Raw genomic sequence first — 23,508 nt, 5'->3', positions numbered from 1 at the left:
ATACTTTTCTCCCAAAACCTTTATTATCCTATGTTTTTCGTTATTCGACAAATAACAAAAAACTTTTTGTCGAATAACGTATTTCAGTTAAAGCATTATGTAAAAAACGAGCTGTTTTAGCTCGCTTTTTGTTGATTTTTTTCGTAAATGTCAATCCCTGCTTCATTTAGCATCCATTCAATATGAACGCCATACCCGCTTGTAGGATCATTAACAAATACGTGAGTTACAGCACCAATAACCTTTCCATTTTGAATAATAGGACTGCCGCTCATACCTTGAACTATACCACCTGTTTTGCGCAACAGCTTAGGATCTGTAATTTTGATAACCATACCTTTTATTGCTGGAAATTTTTGTGGAACCGAGCTAATGATTTCAACATCAAATTCCTCAACTTTATCATCATCAACCACAGTTAGTATTTTTGCTGGACCTTCCTTAACTTCATGTGATAATGCTATTGGTAATGCTTGATCATTAATCCCATTTTTAATTTTTTTAGTTAATTCACCAAAAATTCCAAATGGGCTATTTTTACTAATTGTACCAATCTCTTCTTTATCCTTTGAAAACCTTGCTAATTTCTCACCTGGAGTCCCTGTACTCCCTTTTTGAATGGATGTAACAGTCGACCGAACAATGTGTCCATCTTGAACTCTAATTGGTTTTTTTGTATCTATGTCTGAAATCACATGACCCAAAGCTCCGTATTTTTTAGAATCAGGATGATAAAATGTCATTGTGCCGATTCCTGCAGCTGAATCACGTATATACAGACCTATACGATAGGCGTGATCATTTATATCTTTGATTGGTTGCAAAGTAGTAGTTACTTCATCATTATCACGGGAAATTGTTAGTTCAAGCGCTTTTTCTTCTTTCCCAGCTTGTTTAACAAAAGGACCAACATCACTCATTTTTTCTATTTCCTTACCATTAATTTTAGTAATTAAGTCTCCAATTTTCACACCAGAACTTTCTCCAGGAGACACGCTACCTTCCTCTGTTTCAACTTGATGAAACCCAACTACTAAAACACCGATTGAATTAAGCTTGACTCCGATAGACTGTCCACCCGGTATCACCTTTAAATCATTAAGAACATTTACATTGATTTTTTTAATTGGGATACCTGCCATCTCTAAAAGCATTTCACCATTTCCAGAAGCTTCACCCATAACGGCTAAACCAGTTTCAGCATTTGAAACTGAAAATACATCATTATCATCGTTTTGTTGACTAACTGTTACAGGTAATGTAGAAGGTAGTTTAAGCTGCTGACCTTCAAAAACAATAATATTTTTTGGCAAACCAACATATTCTTTAAATGGACCAAAAAAAAGTATACTTACCAATGTAACAAGGAGAACAGCACCAACTATTTTTCTTATCTTCTCTGTTATCAATCACTTTCACTCTCCTCGCCCTAACCCACACCAAATTAATTACATGGCTACATCATTAATTTAGCCTACTAAGCGAACATTTATAACTATATAACAGAGAAAAAGCTAGCCGTTTTTGGATAGCTTTTCATGCATTTTTTAAATTTTTTGCTAAATCAAGCAATTCCTTTGCATGTTTCTTAGTTAAATCAGTGATTTCGACACCTGAAATCATCCGACCAATTTCTTTTATTTTCTCATTTTTATTAAGATGAGTAACTTTTGTTGTCGTTCGATCTTGTGAAGTATTTTTTGAAATAAACAAATGTGTATCTGCCATTGCTGCTACTTGAGGTAAATGCGAAATACAGAGCACTTGCGATCCAACAGAGACATGATATATTTTTTCAGCAATTGCTTGAGCTACTCTTCCACTTACTCCGGTATCAACTTCATCAAAAATAATAGATGTAACGCCCTGATGCTTTGAGAAAATACTTTTTATCGCAAGCATAATTCGAGATAACTCTCCACCTGAAGCAACTTTTGAAAGTGGCTTTAATGGTTCACCAGGATTAGTTGAAATAAAAAACTCAACTTCATCAATGCCATTTTTTTTATATTTCACAGGAGTTTCATTCGAGAAAGATGTTTCATGAATCCCCTCTTTTTTTGACAATGCAACGTCAAAGGTCGTTTTATCCATATACAAATGTTTAAGTTCTCTTTTAATATCTTTAATCAACAGCTCAGCATAGTGCTTCCTAAGAACGGAAAGATTTTTAGCCTCTAATAACAAATCAGCTGATATACCTTCTAGTTCTTTTTTCAGTTGAAGAACATGACTATCACGATTTTGAATCGTATCAATTTCTTCCTCGATTGTTGCTGCGTATTCAAGTATATCCTGAACTGTTCGTCCATATTTTCTTTTCAAATGATTTAATTCATTCAAACGTCCTTCTATAAAATTCAGCCGATCTGGGTCATACTCGAGCTCATCTAATTGATTACGTATTTTATATGAAATTTCCTCCACCAAATAATAACTATTGGAAACTGTCTCAAAGGCTTCTTTTAAATTTGCATCATAGGTGGAGACACCATCTAGATGATTCATCGCAAGCCCAAGCCAATCTAACCCTCTTTGCTCTCCTAAAAGAGACTGATAAGTATTATGTAATGCTTCATATATTTTTTCAAAGTTAGCAATTTTCGTTTTTTCATCAAACAATTCATCATCTTCATTTGGAATCAGATTCGCTTCTTGAATCTCCTTCGATTGAAACTGAATTAAATCTAACCGATGTGCCATTTCCTGTTCATTGTCATTTAGTTTTTGGAGTTTATTCGTTAATTTAACATATTTTTTATAAAGAACATCATATTCACTAAGAGCTGACTTTATGTTCTTGCCGCCATATTGGTCGAGCAAATATAAATGATTGTCAGCAATCATCAGCTCCTGATGTTCATGCTGACCATGTATATCTACCAACGTAGCACCAATTTCTCTTAAAGTAGCAATTGTTACTAGCTTTCCATTCACTCGACAAACGCTTTTACCTGTTGTATACATATCACGATGTAGGACGACCATTCCATCACTTATTTCAATACCTAATTCTGCTGCTTTATTGTAGCACGAATAAGCATCATCATCGAGTAAAAAAAGCCCTTCAATTTCCGCTCTCTTTTCTCCATAACGCACTAAATCTGAAGAGCCCCTTCCTCCAGCGAGCAAATGGATGGCATCAATAATAATTGATTTACCTGCACCAGTTTCTCCCGTTAACACAGTTAGTCCCTTATCGAATGAAATCGAAAGGGAGTCAATAATTGCAAAGTTTTTTATTGTTAATTCTGCTAGCATACCACACCTCACTTACAGCATATCTAAAAACCGTTGAGATATGATCTCTCTATCATCAGGCGTTCTACAAATGATCAAGCAAGTATCGTCTCCACAAATTGTTCCTAATATTTCTTCCCAATCAAGGTTATCAATTAGAGCACCAATAGCATGGGCATTGCCAGGTAACGTTTTCATTACTAGTAAATGACTAGCGCCATCTATCCCAACAAATGCATCAATTAATGATCTTTTTAATTTCTGTAACGGATTAAAACGTTGATCAGCTGGCAAGCTGTATTTATATCTTCCATCCATGGTTGGAACCTTTACTAGATGGAGTTCTTTTATATCTCGGGATACTGTAGCCTGTGTTACATTAAAGCCAGCTTCCTTCAGTATGTCAACTAGTTCATCCTGTGTCTCTATCTCATTATTAGTAATGATATCCCTTATCCTTATATGTCTTTGCCCCTTGTTCATGCTAAGCACCTCTCATGTATAATTATTTCGTCCATTATAAAGGTGTGATACTCATAATCTTATATTACCTGAATGGTCGGCATGTGCATATTTGAATTATGCATTGTTTACAAAATAGTTAAAATTAGACCATGCTGTTTCCACATGGCTGGTTGTTAAACACCTACACATGCTAGAGGCATCTTTTCAACTGTTCAATAGAACAACATCTCATTTATATCCTCATCTTGATGTTCTAATTTGTTAACAATACAACAACGGTTACAACAGAATCCTTAGATAAAAAGATTCCATTGTAGTAACAATTATTTTTTCCTTAACTCTTCATGTGCATTCTCTACAACTTTTTCAATAACTTCAGTATGAAATTGTTCAATTTTCTGGTCTGTTGCAGACCATTTAAGATGAAGAAGGAATTCTATATTCCCATCACCACCTGTTATTGGAGAAAATGTAACATCCATAACATCATACCCTTGCTCATCTGCAAATTGAACAATTGCATTTAATACTGATAGATGAACATTTTTATCCCGAACGATTCCCTTCTTGCCTACAAATTCTTTACCTGCTTCAAATTGAGGTTTCACAAGGGCTACTACATCACTATTTTCCTTAAGCAATGTTTTAAGTACAGGGAGTATTAAGCGTAAAGAGATAAAGGATACATCTATTGATGCAAAATTTGGCATTCCATTTGTTAAATCTGTTGATTTAATATAACGAAAATTCATTCTCTCCATCACGATAACTCTTTTATCCTGCCTCAGTTTCCATGCCAATTGATTATAACCAACATCAATGGCATAGGATAGCTTTGCACCATTTTGCAAAGCACAATCAGTAAACCCTCCTGTAGATGAACCAATATCAATCATCGTTTTATGTTCCACAGTTATATCAAAGTATTTTAGTGCTTTTTCAAGCTTTAACCCGCCTCGACTAACATATGGATGATCGTTCCCCTTCACAGATAAATGAATCGTAACATCAACTTTCTCACCAGGTTTATCGAGTCTAATTTCGTTTGAATAAATTAACCCTGCCATAATCAAGCGTTTTGCTTTTTCTCTGGACTCAGCTAACCCACGTTCCACTAATAACACGTCTACTCGTTCTTTCTTAACTTTCATTCTTTTATGCCCTTTTTTGAATTTTAGGTATACTTTTTCTTATTCTATCTGCGACTGCTTCACTGGTCAGCCCAATTTCTGCCAATAAGTCTTTTACACTGCCATGCTCTATAAATCGATCCGGAATTCCCATTCTCTCAATATGCGCGTCATAAAAGCTTTGGTCGTGCGCAAACTCTAGAATAGCACTGCCAAAACCACCTTGCAACACAGCTTCTTCAACTGTTACAATCGGTATTTTTCTTTTCAATATTGTTGTTAGCATCTTTTCATCGAGAGGCTTGATAAAACGTGCGTTAACGACTTGTACTGAAACATTCTCTTTCGCTAACATATCGGCTGCTTCCAAAGCCATTCCGATCGTCGTACCAAATGTTAATATAACAGCATCGGATCCATCCTTAAGAATTTCCCAACTACCAATCGGTATTGCTTTCAATTCTTCGTCTAAAGCAACACCTAGACCATTACCTCGTGGAAAACGAAGTGCAATTGGGCCATCATCATACTGTATTGCAGTATGAACCATATGTTGGCCTTCATTCTCATCTTTCGGCATCATCAGCACGATATTAGGAATATGACGGAGAAAAGCAATGTCAAATACACCTTGATGTGTTTCCCCATCAGCACCTACTAAACCAGCACGGTCAATTCCTAAAAATACATTTAAGTTTTGTCGGCAAATATCGTGGACGACTTGGTCATATGCTCTCTGTAAGAATGTAGAGTAAATCGCTAAAAAAGGCTTCATCCCTTGTGTTGCTAAGCCAGCTGCCATCGTGGCAGCATGCTGTTCAGCGATTCCTACATCATACATACGGTCAGGAAATTCACTAGCGAAGCCTTCTAACTTAGATCCTACAGGCATTGCGGGTGTAACAGCGACAATTCTATCATCGTTGCGTGCTAATTTACGAACCGTTTCACTAACTAAACCACTCCAAGATGGAGGCGTATTCACTGGTTTTATTAAATCACCAGTTTCTATCTTGTATGGCCCTGTTCCGTGCCATGTACCAACTTTATCAGATTCTGCTGGGTAATAGCCTTTTCCCTTTTTGGTAATGACATGTAGAAGAACTGGACCTTCAGTTTTTTTAGCATAATGAAGATTTTCGAATAAATCTTCATAATTATGACCATCTACTGGTCCTAAGTAGGTGAATCCTAACTCCTCAAAAAACACTCCAGATACTAGCAGGTACTTAAGACTATCTTTGACACGTTCTGCTGTTGTTGCAAGTTTCCCCCCTACTGATGGGATTTTCTTCAATAGCATCTCTAATTCATCTTTTACCCAATGGTATTTACCTGCTGTCCTAAGCCGACCTAAAACAGTATGAAGTGCACCTACATTCGGTGCAATAGACATCTCATTATCGTTTAAAACTACAAGAATATTCTTTTTTTCATGACCGATATGGTTTAGTGCTTCTAGAGCCATACCACCTGTAATTGCACCATCACCAATGATTGGTATAATGATGTCATTAGTTTTCTTTAGGTCTCTAGCTAATACCATTCCCATCGCTGCAGATAATGATGTTGAACTGTGACCTGTTTCCCAAACATCATGTTCACTTTCATTCATTTTCGGAAAGCCACATAAGCCTTGATATTTTCTAAGCGTATCAAATTCATTGGCACGACCCGTCAATATTTTGTGAACATAGGACTGATGACCGACATCCCAAAGAAATTTATCCTTAGGGCTGTCGAATACTTTGTGTAAGGCGATCGTCAGTTCAACAACGCCTAAATTGGGTCCAATATGACCACCGGTCTTCGAGAGCTTTCCAATTAAAAACTTACGAATTTCTTCAGTTAGTTGTTCTAGTTCGTGACTTGATAAGTTTTTTAAAAAACGAGGATCTTTTATTGTCGATAGATCCATAGGACCACTCACCTTCATCTGGTTTTTCTTTGCTTGTTTTTCTTCTTTTTATCCTTTAATAGTTCAATATTAAACTTTTCTTCAAGAAAATAAAACAACTTACCAACTTGAAAAATAATCTCTGTAGAATATGCAAGTGCTAGTGATTTCCCCATTGCTTTTCCACCAACTGTCAATGCAGCCACTACACTAGTAAAAATCACTGATACAATAATTTGGAAAAACGAGCCTTCATTATAATGAAAAGATACAGTGAACTGGACAATCACTACCGCCGAAGCAGTTCCACTAATAATTCCAGATATATCACCAATTACATCATTACAGAAGCTCGCAAATTTATCTGCATTGCGAACGATTCGGATCGCTGGTTTTGCTCCATTTATTTTTTTTGAAGCCATTGAATGAAATGGCACTTCGTTAGCAGCAGTAGCAGCTATTCCTATCATATCAAAAAATATTCCAGTTAATACAATTGCTAAAACGATGAGCATGCCTAATCCCCAAGTTACGCCGCTTAACATACTTGTAGATACAACTGAAAAAAGAGCCGCTAACACAAAAGTGATAACGGCAATCCCCATGCTCCAATTTATTGATTGTCGAAAAACTTGTTTCATGTGGTATACTACACCCTATTCAATCGTATTTCCTATCTTATATTCAAACATAAATGTCAATTTATTATGTATAGTAGGGTGGTCATGAAAAGAGTAAAAATTACGGCTTAGGTCCAGTAGGTTTTCCCAAGCAAGTACCAAGCGTTGCCACTTTGGCGGTTTCCCTTCAAACTTGTTTTAGCTATGTCACCATATGCTAGACTGGATTACCACTTAGTCCGTACTATAATCCTCTTTTCATGTCAATGGAACAGTCTAGGAGTTTTCCTCAACAAACCTTAACCAAATCCTTATCCTCTTTTGCAGAGATGATTTCATATGGACTGATGAGGCATATATCAATGGCCAACTGATGTATACCTTAAACCATAATCCCCTCAAACTCCACTCAAGGCAGGCTACGCTGCTTGTAATTTGACTTACAGTGACAGGTTCATTCCCCATCCCATAGATTTAATAAATCTACAAGTATGGGCCTCCGCGGAAGCTGGGTCAACGCCCACATGCCATTGTGGATCGCCCAGCAACCTTAACTCCCAGCACCAACCCAAGGCTGGGCGCCTCAAGCCGACACAAGGAACTTCATCGATATGCCCTTTGGCGGATTTTTAGGCCCGCCTTCAGGAACGGTGGTTTGACTAGAATACTGCACCACCCCTAGCTAAAATTAAATATACCATAAAATTAAGTATTTCTCAATTGATCGTAATTTTAAGCTTAATTTTCCCTAGTTGCAATAAGATCACATATATATTCTAGAATATCATGATTGATATTCGCTTGCTGTAATTTAAACTTTGCATGAGTGATGTGGAAAGACAGTTTTTCTTTTGCACCACTCAAGGTTAATAAAGCTGGGTATGTCATCTTATCCAGTTCTTCATCACTACCTATAGGCTTCCCTATTTTGTCCTCAGAACCTTCAATATCTAATATGTCATCCCTTATTTGAAATGCCAATCCAATATGCATTGCGAATTCTTTCAGAACACTTAATTGCGCATCTGATGCTCCTGCAAGTATAGCTCCAGCAATCACACTGTAAGCAAGGAGCTTACCTGTTTTGTGCTTATGAATATATTCCAACGTCTCGATTGAAGGTGTTTTTCCTTCACTTTGTATGTCAGCAACTTGACCACCAACCATACCTTCGGGCCCTGCAGCTTGAGCGAGCTTTGATATAAGTAACAACTTGACTTCAGGTGATACCGATGGATGGTTTATGTCAGCAATTAATTGGAAACTATATGTCAACAATGCATCTCCTGCTAAAATAGCCATAGCTTCACCAAACACTTTATGATTCGTAGGGTTTCCTCTACGCAAATCATCATCATCCATGCTTGGGAGATCATCATGAACTAGTGAGTATGTATGTATTAATTCTATTGCAACAGCCACATCAATTCCAAGATCTTCATTTTTGTTAAAAGCACGTAATGTAGCAAGTAACAACATTGGTCTTAGCCTTTTTCCACCAGCTTGAAGAGAATAATTCATAGATTCCTTTAAAATGTCAGGTGAGGACAATGCTTGTATGCCAGTTAATAAATTTTTTTCAATAACTTTTTTTTGTTCCGACAAATATTCTGCTACTTCTACTTGCATGTATGTCACTCATCCTCTCGAATAGTGAAAGGTTCAAGCTCACCGTCTTCACGAAGTATTTGATCCATTTGTTTTTCTACATTTTGTAGTTTTTCATGACAAAATGATGAAAGTTTCATACCTTCTTTAAAGAAATCAATTGCCTCCTCCAGAGGAACATCTCCTTCTTCAAGTTTCTCAACAATCTTTTCAAGCTGCTCCATTGCTTGTTCAAATGTTATCTCCTTATTCATCTATCATTCGCTCCTCTACACTGCAAACTTCACAAGCTACTTTACCATCTTTCATTTGTATTGTTAGGCTATCATTCACTTTTACTCTTTCAACACTTTTTACTATAAGATCATTTTTATCATAAACTAGGCTAAATCCTCTATCCATTACTTTCAGTGGACTTAAAGCATCTAATTTAGAAACATTAGAGGTAAATAAGAGTTGCTTTTGCTTTACAACATTTTGTATTTCTTTTTGGAGAGCTTTTGTTGTTAAAGAATGTTGCTCCAATGCTTTATGAATTAATTCTTTAGGATGCTTTTGGATTAAACGTTTCATTAAATGCTCGGCACTGTCTTGTTTCACACTAACTAATCGGCTAGCTGTACGTTTAAGCTGTTCTAGCATGCGATCAAGCTCTTGGTTTTTTTGGGCATAGAGTTGTTGTGGGTACCGAAATGCATATGATTTTTTCATATGATTTAATTGATCTGCTTCATTAACTAGCCTTTGTTTCATCAACTTTATAAGACGGACTTTATTTTGTGATAACCGTTCAGCAACGTCGGATAATTTAGGCACTGCCATTTCAGCTGCTCCTGTGGGAGTAGGTGCTCTTAAATCTGCAACAAAATCTGAAATCGTAAAATCTGTCTCATGACCTACAGCAGAGATGACTGGTATCGATGAAGCAAAGATTTCTCTTGCAACGCTTTCCTCGTTAAACGCCCATAATTCTTCAATTGAGCCCCCACCTCTACCAAGGATTAATACATCTAAATATGCTAGTTGATTCGCATATTTTATTTTTTCAACTAGTGATTGTGGTGCATATTCACCTTGTACAAGAGCTGGTAATATTATTACATTCGCTATAGGATAACGCCTTTTAATAGTAGTTAATATATCTCTAACTGCAGCTCCAGTCGGGGATGTTATAACACCAATGTATCGTGGAAACTTAGGAATATTTTTTTTGTGCTTAGATAAAAATAGCCCTTCCTCATCAAGCCTTTTTTTTAGTTCTTCAAATGCAGTATACAAGCTACCTATGCCATCAGGTTCCATTTCTTTAACGTAGATCTGATATGATCCACTGGATTGATATACCGATATTTCTCCCCTGAGTAACACCTTCATACCATTTTCAGGTTTATATTTTAACGTACGATTTTGTTTAGCAAACATGACTGCTTGAATCTTTGCTCCCTCATCTTTTAAGGTGAAATACATATGTCCACGGCTATGCAAGGTGAAGTTTGAAATTTCACCTTTTACCCATATATCTTGTAAATGAGGGTCAACATCAAACTTACGTTTCACATATTTTGTTAACGCAGTTACTGTTACAAATTTTTTTTCACCCATATAACAAAAACCCCTTGGAATATTGTTATGTCCTATTTATCGAATTACTTATTTTTGATAACACACCATTTATAAATTTCCCAGACTGTTCATCGCCAAAAAGCTTGCCTAATTCAATTGCCTCATCAATACTTACGTTTGTTGGTATTTCATCTATATACATCATTTCAAACACCGCAATGCGTAATATGGACCGATCAACATTTGCTACCCGTTCTATCGTCCAATTCTCTAAATGCTTACGAATATGTTCATCTATCTCAGCCTGGTGCTTTGCTACACCTATGACTATTTCTTCTAGGAAAGGATCGCTATGTTGTTCACCAATTACATTGTCAATAGCTTCCTTTGATTCAATATCACTTATGTCAATTTGAAATAATGCTTGTAGTGCCTTTTTTCTAGCAGTACGACGTTTCATAACTTCCTTCTCCTTTATAAACTTTACTACAACACGTACCATTATTTTATGAATGTTGTCAAATAGTAACTATATTGTCGATTTATCATAACATGATCATAACACAATTCAAATACCTTAGTACAATCACCTAAAGTAGAAGAGCATTGATCATCCCTGACAAGCGCTGAAGACATATACTGGAGCTAGACACCAAGAAAAGAGTGGTGACGAGCAAAAAAAAGACTAGTGGAAGATTGTTTCTTTAACCTTCTTGAGCCTTTATGACCCCGAGCAGGTTGCACATCGTACTAGATCACTAATACGAAAAACATCTGCAATTCTTGGATACGATAAAATGTGTTTACCCTAACCCCCTGGATGAGCTCTGAAGTTGATTCACTACACTATATTTGAACATCAAGTAAGCAGTCGAAGTTTGTATTCCATCTCATTGAAACTAAGGTCAATAACACACTCTAACATATACTAAAAAACGCAAAAATAAGGATCAAACCACATTACTCCTAAAACCTTGTATAATATCTTCAGAATCACTCATTATACAAAGGTAGGTAGCGGGTTTGACCCTTTTTAGTCATTAGTTAATTTTTCAAACGATAATAACAATAGTTTGTAGCTGTATTAAAGTTCTTCTATTTCAGTCTCTTGTGTAGGGTTCTCAAATTGAACTCCTACTACGTGAATGTTAACTTCATCAACATCCAAAGCAGTCATATTCAATAGTGTCTGACGCACGTTGTCTTGTACTTGATGAGCTATACTCGGGATCGAAACTCCAAACTTCACCATACAGTACACGTCTATTGAAACACCCTCTTCAGTGAGTTCAACCTTAACACCTTTACCATGATTTTTTATACCTAGCCTCTCAACTACTCCAGAAGCAAAGTTTCCTCGCATTTGTGCAATACCCTCAATCTCAGATGCAGCTATGCCTGCTATAACCTCAATTACTTCAGGAGCAATTTCGATTTTCCCTAAACTATTATTCCCTTGGTTCATTTCTAATAAGTTGCTTTCCATTTTAATACACCTCCTATATTTTTATTTATTGCCCATTACATCATATAATTCAAGAAATTTAGTATTAAAATTTCCTTCTACAAATTTTTCATGTTCTAACAAATTCATATGAAAAGGTATAGTTGTATGAACTCCTTCGATTACAAATTCCTTTAATGCCCTTTTCATTCTATCAATTGCTTCATCTCTAGTTTTTCCATAGGTAATTAATTTTGCTATCATTGAGTCATAATATGGTGGAATCATATACCCAGGATATGCTGCCGAATCTACACGAACCCCGTAGCCTCCTGGCGGTAAGTACATGTTAATTCTTCCAGGTGAAGGCATAAAGTTCTTCTCAGGATTTTCTGCATTTATCCTACATTCAATTGACCATCCAGTATATGTAATGTCTTCTTGAGTGTATGCAAGCTTTTCTCCAGAAGCTACACGGATTTGTTCTTTTATTAAATCAACTCCTGTTACCATCTCTGTAACTGGATGCTCAACTTGAATCCTCGTATTCATTTCCATGAAGTAGAACGCGTTTTCGTTATAGTCAAAAATAAACTCTACCGTTCCTGCTCCTGAATAGTTTACAGCTGCAGCCGCTTTAACTGCTGCACTTCCCATTCGTTCACGTATTTCTTCATTTAGTGCAGGTGACGGTGTTTCCTCTACAAGCTTTTGGAGACGACGTTGAATCGAACAATCACGTTCACCTAAATGAATGACATTTCCATAGTTATCGGCTAATACTTGAATCTCTACATGACGAAAATCTTGAACATATTTTTCAATATAAACTCCAGGATTCCCAAACGCAGTAGCTGCCTCTTGTTGAGTAATGTTGATACCATTTATTAATTCTTGTTCATCTTCTGCGACACGAATGCCTTTTCCTCCACCACCCGCTGTCGCTTTGATAATAACAGGATATCCAATGTCGTTAGCTAATCGTACTGCTTCATCCGTACTATTAATTATACCTTGGGACCCAGGTACAATTGGAACATCAGCTTCCTTCATAGTCTCTCTAGCTACATCCTTAGTACCCATTTTGTTGATCGCTTCTGGGCTTGGACCAACAAATGTAATATTACATTCCCTGCATAGATCTGCGAAATCTGCATTTTCAGCTAAAAAACCGTAGCCAGGATGAATAGCATCACTACCTGTAAGTGTTGCTACACTAATAATATTTGTAAAATTTAAATAGCTATCTTTTGACGCGGTAGGTCCAATACAATAAGCCTCGTCTGCCATTTGTACATGTAATGCGTCACGGTCAGCCTCAGAAAATACTGCAACAGTTTCTATTCCCAACTCTGTACATGCTCGAATGATGCGTACAGCAATTTCACCCCTGTTTGCAATTAATAATTTTTTTATCATTCGTCATTCTCTCCTGTTCTACTCCATCCTCTTTGTTCTCTTATTGAAAACTCACTTACACAGGCTTCACAAGGAACAAGGGCTGACCATATTCTACAAGTTGGCCATCTTCTGCAAGAATGTCTACGATTTCTCCTTTTACTTCTGCTTCAATTTCATTAAATAACTTCATTGCCTCTACAATACAAACTACTGTGTTGTTTTGCACACTATCACCTACTGAAACGTATTTGTCACTATCAGGTGATGGAGCAGCATAAAAAGTTCCAACCATTGGAGAAGTAATCTTATGTAAATCTGTATGTTCTTCAATATCTTTTCTTTCTTTTTCCACGCGAACGTTACTGCTTTCAGCGGTAACTTCTGACACCGGACTTGAACTTAGTTCAGTTGTTGGTGCAACAGGTTGATGCTTTTGCGCTTCCTCAACTGCAATGTTACTAATGATTTGTTTAGTAACGGTCCCTTGTTTTTTCATTTTAATTTTTGAACCTTCATTCTCATAAACAAATTCGTCAATATTTGATTGGTCAACTAGTTTAATTAATTCTCGAATCTCTTGAATTTTCAACATATGAGCACTCCTTATTTAACTTATACTTGTTTCTAGTATCTCATACCATCATCATACGATAGACACCTATTTCAATTCAACAGTTTAACAACATTCGTATAAAAATTATTCTACACTATTTTCTTTAAAGTACGTAAAAACCCAGCTGGCGCTTATGCCGGCTGGGTTAAAAAATATTTTTCCACTTACATTTATATTACCTTTACAAATACTATCAATCAGTTACCGATGTTGTTTTTTATGGATTGTGCTTAACTAGCACATCTTTCCTTTCTTGAAATTCCTCATTCACCTTCTTGATGATCGCATTAGCCTCGCTCGCAGATAAAGCTTCTGCCTGCACAGTTACTTCCACATTATTTCCATTTGTCTCAACAAGTGCAGCAACATAGCCCATGGACTCAATTAACACTTCTAATGTATCTTCTTTTGCACTTAATGTTTCAAGTTCCTCAAGTTTACTTGCTGCCTCGTTAATTTGAGCAATCGTGGCAGTTTTTGAAGCTGCAATGTCTTGTAATTTCTCCATCTCTTTACTTCTTATATCTTGTAGCTGCATGCGTTTTGCTATAATCCAATCGTCAGCAGACAAAGTAAGAGAATCTTCTTCCAATCCTTCTACCATATCGCTCATACTTCCTTGTTCACTAATTTCTACTACAGTTCCAGATTGTTCTTCTTCTACCATCTCTTGATTAATAAAAGCTAAATCATTTCTCGTTCCGCCATCACTAGTAATATAATATACAGATAATATTAGAACCAAAGCCACCATCGTTAACAACCATACAGTTTGTTTTTTTAAAAGCATCTACTCATTCCCCCTCAGATTTTTTCGGCAATACTTCTACTCTATGACTAGGTACATCTAACAATTTTATAACTGCATCCTTCACCCTTTTTTTAGCTTGCATATCTTCTAACTTCGCAACTACTAGAACCCCACGAACTTTAGGCTTTTTCGTTGTTAAAACAATAGGTGTCTCCTTCTCACCGTCTCGTATAATTATGGCTTGTTCATCAACAGACCAATCTTCTACTTCTCTTTTTCCACCTTCTCTATCAGTCTCTTTTGTCGTTTGGGTCGATGTTGTAGTGCTTTTCTCTAGCACATTTATTTCAGTTGAGTCTAAGTTAACACTAACTGCTACATCTCCTACACCCTCTACCTGTTCTAATAGATCCTTTAATTGATTTTCATAGTTCGTCTCATAATCACTCATTGATTCATCTTGCGTATTTTTCGCGCCAAAAACAGGTGTATCCTTTTGCTCTTCAGTTAACAAAGATGGATTCGTATATGAAGCTTCTTCACTAGGAAACATCACATTATTTAATAGTATTAAAACGACACCCAATACTAACAATATAAGTACATATATATACTTAGATTTTGTTTTATCATTGCTACCATTATTTTTTGAAAGGAAGTTTTGTATCCATTGTATAAACCCTCTATTTTTCTCCACTTGTTAACTACTCCCCCCTTCCATTTGTACATGTATGAGTTCTGAATCAATTTCCCATGCGTCCGATAAATGCTTAGAAATATCTTGTTCTGCTACTGACTTGTTATTTTTCTTCATTGGTTGGGAGGTATTTATACTAATTGATTTCACAACTGGAACTGTAACTCCATCTGCATGATATTTTGTCACCATCACTTCGACTCCGGTTACTGTGTCATCAGTAAGAAAGATTTCTATATCTTGAATCATGTATCCATACGTTTCTATCAACTCCTCTTCCACATCTTCTTTCATTTGGACAGCCGTTTGTTCTAAAATATATGCACGATGTGATGCTTGTATTTCTTTTTTCTTCATTTCAATTTCATTTTCTAACATTTCTTCTTGAAACTCTGATTTTGTATTCATTGATGAAAAGATTTGGTCGATGTCTGTTGACAGTAGTTGAAGAAGTGGGGTAATTATAATTGTAATTAATAATAAACCAGTGACCATTTTGACATATTTTTGTATGCTAGTATCCGGAATTAATAAATCTATGACTGTTGCAAGAAGAAGAAACAAGATGACATTTGTAATCCATTCAAGCAAAAACTCCACATCATTCACCTCATCAGCTATAAAAAACTACCTCACCATCATAGTCATATTTCCAACTGCAATAATTACTGTAATACTTAGAAAAAACATAAGTGATACGATTGCTAAAGCAGCAAAAATATAGATAATACTTTTGCTAATAATATCTAAGCAATCTATAACAGGACCACCGCCAATAGGTTGTATCAAAGCTGCAGTCAATTTATAAATAACTGCTATTGATAATATTTTCAGCGCTGGGAATACCGCAATTAATAACAATATTGCTACTCCAACTATACCGACAGTGTTTTTTAATAGTAAAGATGCACTTATGACTGTATCAGTCGTTTCAGTGAAGATCCGACCAATGACAGGGACAAAATTGTTTGTTACAAATTTAGCAGTACGAATAGTGATTCCATCTGTCACCGCAGAGGATGATCCTTGAACTGAAATAACGCCTAGAAATACAGTTAAAAAAGTACCGAGTAAACCAATGCTTATGCTTTTTAACAATTGAGCCAACTGCGTTACTTTATAATGGTCAGTTAGTGTACTTACAATACTTAATAATGCAGATAAGAATAATAGGGGTAGCACAATATAATTTATTAATAAACCACTTGTGTTCATCAAAAAAAGAATGATCGGATGAAAAAAAGCAGCTGAGATAATGCCTCCAGAAGTAGCAATTAGTGCTAGTAAAAGCGGAATTAACGCAATCATGAAATTCGTCATGACTTCTATTGCCTCTTTCGTAAATTGGATAACAATATGAAAGCTGTTTAAAGCAATGATGATTAGCACCATATATACGAGAGCATAAGCCACTTTACTAACCGTTTGCTGTTCAAAAGCATTTTGAACTGTTTGCAAAAACATACTTAAAATTGTTAGCATTAGTAAAGTTCCTAATAGCTTTCCATTTGCGGCAAGTTCGTAAAATAAAAATTTTACTAACCCCATTAACCACTGTTGAATTGAGAATTCTTTCTCACCACGGACAAAATCAAAAAAACTACCTTTTTGGCTTTCAGGTAAAAAGCCACCATACTTCGTCACTATTTCATCCCAAAACTGTTTAATTTCTTCAATCCCAAGTGCCTCCAACTGTTGATCAACAAAATCTTGTTGAGGGGAAGATGCTTGTACATTATTCGGAAAGAAAAAAAACAAAAACAAAGCTGAAGCGCAAAATATTAAACATAGTTGCTTCAATTTGTTTACCTCCTACACAAAGTGAACTCTTTTAGAACATTAGCATGCAAGGTATTTAATTTCCCCTCTATCCATATGTTTCATATTGATGGGATTAATCTTATGATCGTTTCAATGATGACAGTTAAAATAGGGATAGCCATCGTTAAAATTAATATTTTGCCGGCTAATTCTATCTTAGTAGCAATTGCTCCTTGACCTGCATCTTTAGTAATCTGCGCACCAAATTCTGCTATATATGCAATTCCAATAATCTTCATGATCGTTTCGATGTATACCATATTCACATTAGCATTCACAGCTATTTTTTCTATCATTCGAATAACTTCATAGATTTGATCTATTAGAAATAGAAAAATAATACAGCTAACAAACACAACGAGTAAAAATGCAAATGATGGTTTTTGTTCATTGACAATCATCGCTAAGAACGTAGCAATCAAACCAATACCAACAATTTGAACAATTTCAATGACTAAACACCTCGCTTACCCTTGAAACAAAAAGACTGACTTAATTTTTTTAAATAAGTCATCGACAATTGAAGCTACCATAAACAAAATATAAACAAAACCTAATAAGGTTACCCAATGTGCGTAATCTTCTTTTCCCATTTGTTTTAAAATTGTATGGAGAAATGCAACTACTATACCTACGCCAGCTATCTTAAATATGACATCCACATCTATGCCCACGATGTACTTCTCCTCCTAATCACTACAGCAATAAAATTATTAGTAATAAACCACCTAAAAATCCTAAACTTTTCACCATTTTTTCATATCGTAACTGTTGTTCCTTCGCCTCATTCTCTTCTCTTTCTAAATGATTTAAAGCTAACAGTATATGCTTTTGTTGTGAAGTACGATCGTGCTGACCAAGAGTCTCGCCAAATTGCCTAAGTATCTCCATTTCTCCTGCTTTTAAAGATGTAAACTTCCATACTTCCTGTAAGCTCTTATTCCAAGCATCTTTTACACTTGTATCACTTGCCTCTAGATTTTTCGCAAAACCCTCAAACAACCAGGAGAGTGGTTTTTGAAGTTGAGTTGCCAAATTCATAGCTGCATCATGCAGCGGAAGATGACCATACATGATTTCTGCCTCGAGTGATTGTAATGCCACCTTTAACTGCCTAAGTTGACGTGGTCTCTCCGTTAATTGCTTAGCAGCTTCAAAACCTGTCCACGTAGAAGCAATTAGTATTATCACTGCACCAAGAAACTTCATTTAAGTCACTCTCACTTTACTCATGATGTTTTCACCTCTAGCATTCAATACTCGAGAAACAGTCCCTGGACCATTCCTTCTCGTCAATTCTATAAACCGATCAAACACTTCCATTTCAAGAATGGGCTTAAGAGATGGACGCTTTTTTAAATCCTGCCATTCGTATCCATGCACAGTCACAAATAATCTCACCCCTGCGTTTACTGCTTCTAATATCGCCTCACTATCTTCTACTCTACCAATTTCATCCACTACTAGTACATCAGGGCTCATAGAACGAATCATCATCATCATACCCTCTGCTTTTGGACAAGCATCAAGGATATCTACCCTTTCTCCAAGATCATGCTGTGGGATACCATTGACACTACCAGCTATTTCAGAACGTTCATCAACTATACCTACCTTACATGGCTGGATATTCTCATCAGCTATCCCTAAACTTATTAACCGCGTAATATCTCTTAGTAGAGTTGTTTTTCCAGTCTGCGGTGGACCGATTATAATCGTATTTAGCCATCGGTTGTTATATAAATAATTTGTTAAATGATTTGCCACACCTATCTTTTGCTTTGCAATTCGAATATTAAAAGAAGACACATTTCGAATCGCTTTTACATTCCCATTTTCTGTTATAACCTTTCCTGCCAAGCCAACCCGATGTCCACCTTCAATTGTAATGTACCCTCTCCTAAGCTCCTCTTCTAACGTATAAATTGAATATTGGCTTATTTTATTTAGAAGTTGGCGTCCATCCTCATGTGTAACCAAATATGGATGAAACTGTGGTTTACCATCAATAATAACTTCCAGTGGTTTTGTAACTCTTACTCGTATTTCTTCTATTTTTTTGAGGGTCGATGGAGAATATTTTGTAAGAAGAAGAGAGATTGACTGTGGCAACACATTATAAACCTCATCCATTTTTCCACCCCCTATTAAACGAACATCCCAATAATTTCATACTCTTCATAAATGAGTATTTGCTAAAACCCTACTTCTCCTTGAATGTCCTTATAACACAATGTATGGTCAGCTTGACCACTTTATGACTGCAACTATTGAAGAAAAGCGGAAGCGCATTGCTCATCCCCGACAAGCGCTGGAGTTATATCACTTGAAGGTGCTTTTTGCCTTCGATTGATATGACGAAGCGACCTCGAGGGGATATGCGCTGGAGCTAGACAAATAGAAAAGAGGAAGGCACTTGCTTATTGGCGACAAGCAGTGGAACTTCAACACATGAAGGTGCTTTTTACCTTCGGTTGTTGGAGTGAAGCGACTCTAGCCGATGGGGTCTGGAGATGGACAATGAAGAAAAGCGGAAGCGCATTGCTCATCCCCGACAAGCGCTGGAGTTATATCACTTGAAGGCGCTTTTTGCCTTCGATTGATATGACGAAGCGACCTCGAGGGGATATGCGCTGGAGCTAGACAAATAGAAATGCGGAAGGCACTCGCTTATCCCCGACAAGCACGGGAACTTCAACACATGAAGGTGGTTTTTACCTTCGGTTGTTGGAGTGAAGCGACACTATCCGATGGGGTCTCGAGATGGACAATGAAGAAAAGCGGAAGCACTGGAAGCCATACAATAGAAGGCGTTTTTTGACTTCGGGTGTTTGGCTGAAGTGGCCTTGAGAGGCAAGGAGGCGGAGGCGAAGCTAGACAATTCTGAAATGCAGAGCCGACTGTTTTCACTAAGTTAGATTAGTCATCTCGGAAAAAGCGTACAAAAAAACACCCATGTACACTTGATTCAAGTACATGGGTGTTTTATGTTGAATATTACATTTTTTATTATTTAAACTCAGGTTGGTTATCAGCTTGGATTACTCTCAACAATTATGCGCGTGAAACGTAAGTACCATCTGTAGTATTAATGACTAACTTATCCCCTTCGTTAACGAAGAATGGAACTTGAACAATTAGCCCAGTTTCAGTAGTTGCTGGCTTTGATCCTCCAGAAGCAGTATCGCCTTTAATACCAGGTTCTGTTTCTGTTACGACTAATTCTACAGAGTTCGGTAGTTCTACTCCGATTGTTTCACCTTGATACATCATGATAGCAACTGGCATGTTTTCTTTTAAGAATTTCAATTCATATTCGATTTGAGTCTCAGGTAACTCAATTTGTTCATAAGTATGATTATCCATAAATACATGTTGATCACCATTTGCATATAAATATTGCATTTTGCGATTATCGATTTGTGCTTTCCCTACTTTTTCACCTGCACGGAAAGTTTTTTCTTGAATAGCACCTGTACGAAGGTTACGAAGCTTAGATCTAACAAACGCTGCTCCTTTTCCTGGTTTCACGTGTTGGAAATCTATTACTCTCCATATACCTCCGTCTACTTCTACCGTTAATCCTGTTCTAAAATCATTAACTGAAATCATCTCTGTTATATCCTCCCATTTTGTAAATATACTATGTTAAACCCTATTAAATGAAGGTTACAATATAATTAGCTCTTTTGTTGAATGAGAAAGTGATTCATTTCCATCCTCAGTAATAACTGTATCATCCTCTATTCGTACCCCACCAAGACCAGCAACATATATACCTGGTTCCACTGTGACGACCATTCCAGGTACTAGTGCTGTATCAGATTTAAAAGAAAGAGATGGACTTTCATGTACTTCCATACCTAATCCGTGACCTGTTGAATGTCCAAAATATTCACCATAACCTTTTTCCTGAATATAATCACGTGTTAATGCATCAGCTTCTTTACCTGCCATACCAGGCTTGATTCCTTTCATTCCACGCATTTGTGCTTCTAAAACGATATGATAAATATTTTTAAGCTCTTCGCTTACCTCACCTACTGCTACTGTTCTTGTAATGTCCGAACAATAACCTTTGTAATAAGCTCCAAAATCTAATGTAACAAACTCCCCTTTTTCAATCACTTTATCGCTAGCAACACCATGTGGTAAAGCTGAACGATAACCAGAAGCCACAATAATATCAAATGAAGAGGAAACGGCTCCTTGCTTTCTCATGAAAAATTCAAGCTCATTTGACACATCTAACTCGGTAATTCCCGGTCTAATATATTCTAAAATATGTTTATAGGCAGCATCAGCTATTTGCGTAGCTTCCTTTAATATCTTAATCTCAGACTCCGACTTTATCAACCGTAACTTTTCAATCGCACCTGAAACAGGAATTAACTCTGCACTGCACTCCTTTTCATATGATTTATATGTAGAGAAGGTCATGTTATCTTGTTCGAATCCTAATTTTTTAATCCCCATCAACCCTGCTTGTTTTGCAACCTCTTCCATAATGGGAGCTGTATGCTGAACAATATCAAAGCCTTGAATCTGTTTATTTGCCTGTTCAACATAGCGGAAATCAGTAATAAAAACCGCTTTATGTAAGCTAACTAGTGCTACACCTGCAGTTCCAGTAAAACCTGTAATATATCGACGGTTATAGTCATTGGTAATTAACAATCCATCAATATCGTGTGAGGAAAATTGTTCGCGGAGTTTTGTTAATTTACTCATTATTTTCACTTCCCCTTATTTTTTCTATTAATGCTAATAAAGCAAGTTTATAACCATAGGTACCAAGGCCAACAATCTGTCCTATTGTAGCAGGAGCTGTTACTGACACATGTCGAAATGACTCACGAGCATGAACATTTGAAATATGGACCTCTATGACAGGTGTAGAGATACTTGAAATCGCATCTAAAATTGCATAGCTATAATGAGTGAAGGCACCTGGATTAATGATCACCCCATCATAGTTATCTGCTGCAAGATGAATTTTATCTATGATTTCACCTTCATGATTTGATTGGTAGCAATGAAGTTCTACCTGCTGGTCCTTTGCAAATATATCTAATTTTTTTTCTAATGATTCTAATGTCTCAACTCCATATACTGTTGGTTCCCTTTTACCAAGCCGATTAAGGTTAGGTCCGTTAATCAGTAAGACTCGATTCATAGCTTTTTATCTCCTTGCACAAGAAATGTTCAATCATAGAACATTCTACCATAAACTGAAGCTTCTTTCAGTCGCTTTTTCCTTTACGGAGTTTTCTTTAATACCAATGTTATTTGATTAAAATATAGCCACAAAGATTACAAATGCTGTTTTCAATTGATGGTTTTTTCGTTCGAAGAAATAAAAAACGTTTACAAGCTTGACGTCCTTTCTTCTCTTTAAAAGAGGATACTCATATTTAGCCTCAACTTGCTGTTTTAATTTTATTTCAATAGGAATAAAATTATATGGAAAGAGATATTTTGACAACTATTCGTTCTCTGTTGAAGGTTGTTGCGGATGACTTTGATCATTAAGTTCATTCACTTCAAAAGAAATGGAGTATCCGATAAATACGCCATATAATATGTAAACACAGATTGTAGTGATAACAGTGTTCCTTGAAAGTTCGTTCATGTCTTTTAACCCAGGAAATATTGGATTAAATAAATAAAATACAAGTAACCATAAACCAACTCCATATAATATCCCAACCCAAAGATTGTCGTATTTCTTAAATAATCCATAATATAGCAATGCTGTTAAGATTGACAAAAGACCAATAACAATGATGCCAATCACATTTCCTAAAACCTGATTTTTCCAATCTCCTATTGCCCAAGGTAATAACACAAGGTTAGGACTCAATTCAGTAAAATTTAGGATGTACGCCAAGTACGAGATTGAACTCCATAATAACCCACCACATAAGCCTATTACTATAACCTTTGTAACAAGTGGCAGCGGGGTTTCCTTTTGATTTTGCTCTAATGTTTGTTGCTCTGATTCCATATATAGTCACCTCTTATACTAGTATATCCCCTCATTTTCTTTCTATTTGTAAATTATAACTGTGGTACAAATAGGAAATTTTAGCAGAGATGTGTAAATATGTATTGTAACGGTTATAATATATTTACATCGCTTGTTTTCGTATGATTTTTATACTAGTCAGATATGAAATAGGTATGTATTTAGCAAAGGAGTTCTTCTTAATACATTAATAATCGTGTAAAATCTCTCAAATTGCTCTACTATAATAA

At 36.2% G+C, this 23,508-nt stretch carries 25 protein-coding genes; all 25 read right to left on the bottom strand.

Annotated elements, in window-relative coordinates; all coding sequences use genetic code 11:
- Positions 1-116: 116 nt before the first annotated feature.
- A complete protein-coding gene (spoIVB, locus tag SLH48_RS02475) occupies positions 117-1,409 on the bottom strand; it encodes a SpoIVB peptidase (RefSeq protein ID WP_320256882.1) in 1,293 nt (430 codons plus the stop codon).
- 127 nt (positions 1,410-1,536) lie between these two features.
- On the bottom strand, positions 1,537-3,261 hold the full coding sequence (gene recN, locus SLH48_RS02470; protein WP_320256881.1) for a DNA repair protein RecN: 1,725 nt from the start codon (positions 3,259-3,261) through the stop codon (positions 1,537-1,539).
- Positions 3,262-3,273: 12 nt separating this feature from the next.
- Positions 3,274-3,723: a transcriptional regulator AhrC/ArgR gene (gene ahrC, locus SLH48_RS02465; RefSeq protein WP_214480207.1), complete on the bottom strand. Its 450-nt coding sequence runs from the start codon at positions 3,721-3,723 to the stop codon at positions 3,274-3,276.
- A gap of 305 nt (positions 3,724-4,028) precedes the next feature.
- Positions 4,029-4,856, bottom strand: a complete 828-nt coding sequence (locus SLH48_RS02460; protein WP_320256880.1) for a TlyA family RNA methyltransferase — start codon at positions 4,854-4,856, stop codon at positions 4,029-4,031.
- A 4-nt stretch (positions 4,857-4,860) separates the two neighbouring features.
- A complete protein-coding gene (dxs, locus tag SLH48_RS02455) occupies positions 4,861-6,753 on the bottom strand; it encodes a 1-deoxy-D-xylulose-5-phosphate synthase (RefSeq protein WP_214480209.1) in 1,893 nt (630 codons plus the stop codon).
- Positions 6,754-6,767: 14 nt separating this feature from the next.
- Entirely contained in the window at positions 6,768-7,373 is a 606-nt protein-coding gene (locus SLH48_RS02450; RefSeq protein ID WP_214480210.1) for a hypothetical protein, read from the bottom strand.
- 717 nt (positions 7,374-8,090) lie between these two features.
- Entirely contained in the window at positions 8,091-8,981 is an 891-nt protein-coding gene (locus SLH48_RS02445; protein ID WP_214480211.1) for a polyprenyl synthetase family protein, read from the bottom strand.
- Between the two features lie 5 nt (positions 8,982-8,986).
- Complete coding sequence (locus SLH48_RS02440; protein ID WP_214480212.1) at positions 8,987-9,214, bottom strand: exodeoxyribonuclease VII small subunit; 228 nt, start codon at positions 9,212-9,214, stop codon at positions 8,987-8,989.
- A complete protein-coding gene (xseA, locus tag SLH48_RS02435) occupies positions 9,207-10,562 on the bottom strand; it encodes an exodeoxyribonuclease VII large subunit (protein ID WP_320256879.1) in 1,356 nt (451 codons plus the stop codon). Before xseA ends, SLH48_RS02440 begins: the two co-directional genes overlap by 8 nt.
- Before the next feature lie 25 nt (positions 10,563-10,587).
- Positions 10,588-10,983, bottom strand: coding sequence for a transcription antitermination factor NusB (gene nusB, locus SLH48_RS02430; protein WP_214480214.1), 396 nt, complete (start codon positions 10,981-10,983; stop codon positions 10,588-10,590).
- 624 nt (positions 10,984-11,607) lie between these two features.
- A complete protein-coding gene (locus SLH48_RS02425; RefSeq protein ID WP_320256878.1) occupies positions 11,608-12,009 on the bottom strand; it encodes an Asp23/Gls24 family envelope stress response protein in 402 nt (133 codons plus the stop codon).
- Positions 12,010-12,030: 21 nt separating this feature from the next.
- Positions 12,031-13,386: an acetyl-CoA carboxylase biotin carboxylase subunit gene (accC, locus tag SLH48_RS02420; protein WP_214480216.1), complete on the bottom strand. Its 1,356-nt coding sequence runs from the start codon at positions 13,384-13,386 to the stop codon at positions 12,031-12,033.
- Between the two features lie 55 nt (positions 13,387-13,441).
- Complete coding sequence (accB, locus tag SLH48_RS02415; RefSeq protein WP_320256877.1) at positions 13,442-13,960, bottom strand: acetyl-CoA carboxylase biotin carboxyl carrier protein; 519 nt, start codon at positions 13,958-13,960, stop codon at positions 13,442-13,444.
- A 238-nt stretch (positions 13,961-14,198) separates the two neighbouring features.
- The gene (locus tag SLH48_RS02410) at positions 14,199-14,771 is read right to left on the bottom strand and encodes a SpoIIIAH-like family protein (RefSeq protein ID WP_214480218.1); all 573 of its coding nucleotides are present in this window, start codon (positions 14,769-14,771) and stop codon (positions 14,199-14,201) included.
- A gap of 4 nt (positions 14,772-14,775) precedes the next feature.
- Entirely contained in the window at positions 14,776-15,429 is a 654-nt protein-coding gene (gene spoIIIAG, locus SLH48_RS02405; RefSeq protein ID WP_214480219.1) for a stage III sporulation protein AG, read from the bottom strand.
- Between the two features lie 3 nt (positions 15,430-15,432).
- Positions 15,433-16,029, bottom strand: a complete 597-nt coding sequence (gene spoIIIAF, locus SLH48_RS02400) for a stage III sporulation protein AF (protein ID WP_214480220.1) — start codon at positions 16,027-16,029, stop codon at positions 15,433-15,435.
- A 27-nt stretch (positions 16,030-16,056) separates the two neighbouring features.
- Positions 16,057-17,229 carry a stage III sporulation protein AE gene (spoIIIAE, locus tag SLH48_RS02395; RefSeq protein WP_320256876.1) on the bottom strand — a complete coding sequence of 391 codons (1,173 nt, stop codon included), beginning with the start codon at positions 17,227-17,229 and terminating at the stop codon, positions 16,057-16,059.
- A gap of 80 nt (positions 17,230-17,309) precedes the next feature.
- The gene (gene spoIIIAD, locus SLH48_RS02390) at positions 17,310-17,702 is read right to left on the bottom strand and encodes a stage III sporulation protein AD (protein WP_320208060.1); all 393 of its coding nucleotides are present in this window, start codon (positions 17,700-17,702) and stop codon (positions 17,310-17,312) included.
- 15 nt (positions 17,703-17,717) lie between these two features.
- Positions 17,718-17,924: a stage III sporulation protein AC gene (gene spoIIIAC / locus SLH48_RS02385; protein WP_214480222.1), complete on the bottom strand. Its 207-nt coding sequence runs from the start codon at positions 17,922-17,924 to the stop codon at positions 17,718-17,720.
- A gap of 22 nt (positions 17,925-17,946) precedes the next feature.
- Positions 17,947-18,459: a stage III sporulation protein SpoIIIAB gene (gene spoIIIAB, locus SLH48_RS02380; protein WP_214480223.1), complete on the bottom strand. Its 513-nt coding sequence runs from the start codon at positions 18,457-18,459 to the stop codon at positions 17,947-17,949.
- Positions 18,460-19,383, bottom strand: coding sequence for a stage III sporulation protein AA (gene spoIIIAA / locus SLH48_RS02375; RefSeq protein ID WP_320256875.1), 924 nt, complete (start codon positions 19,381-19,383; stop codon positions 18,460-18,462).
- A gap of 921 nt (positions 19,384-20,304) precedes the next feature.
- Positions 20,305-20,862: an elongation factor P gene (gene efp / locus SLH48_RS02370; RefSeq protein WP_320207949.1), complete on the bottom strand. Its 558-nt coding sequence runs from the start codon at positions 20,860-20,862 to the stop codon at positions 20,305-20,307.
- A gap of 57 nt (positions 20,863-20,919) precedes the next feature.
- Positions 20,920-21,981, bottom strand: coding sequence for a Xaa-Pro peptidase family protein (locus SLH48_RS02365; protein WP_320256874.1), 1,062 nt, complete (start codon positions 21,979-21,981; stop codon positions 20,920-20,922).
- The gene (gene aroQ / locus SLH48_RS02360; RefSeq protein ID WP_320256873.1) at positions 21,974-22,426 is read right to left on the bottom strand and encodes a type II 3-dehydroquinate dehydratase; all 453 of its coding nucleotides are present in this window, start codon (positions 22,424-22,426) and stop codon (positions 21,974-21,976) included. The genes SLH48_RS02365 and aroQ overlap by 8 nt, the downstream gene beginning before the upstream one ends.
- Positions 22,427-22,735: 309 nt before the next feature.
- Positions 22,736-23,257, bottom strand: a complete 522-nt coding sequence (locus tag SLH48_RS02355) for a YqhR family membrane protein (protein ID WP_320256872.1) — start codon at positions 23,255-23,257, stop codon at positions 22,736-22,738.
- Between the last annotated feature and the right edge of the window lie 251 nt (positions 23,258-23,508).

Origin of the sequence: Cytobacillus sp. IB215316, assembly GCF_033963865.1 — a bacterium.
Lineage (GTDB): Bacteria > Bacillota > Bacilli > Bacillales > SM2101 > Nanhaiella > Nanhaiella sioensis.
The sequence above is the reverse complement of the archived record's forward strand: the minus strand, read 5'-3'. Positions and strand labels throughout refer to the sequence as shown.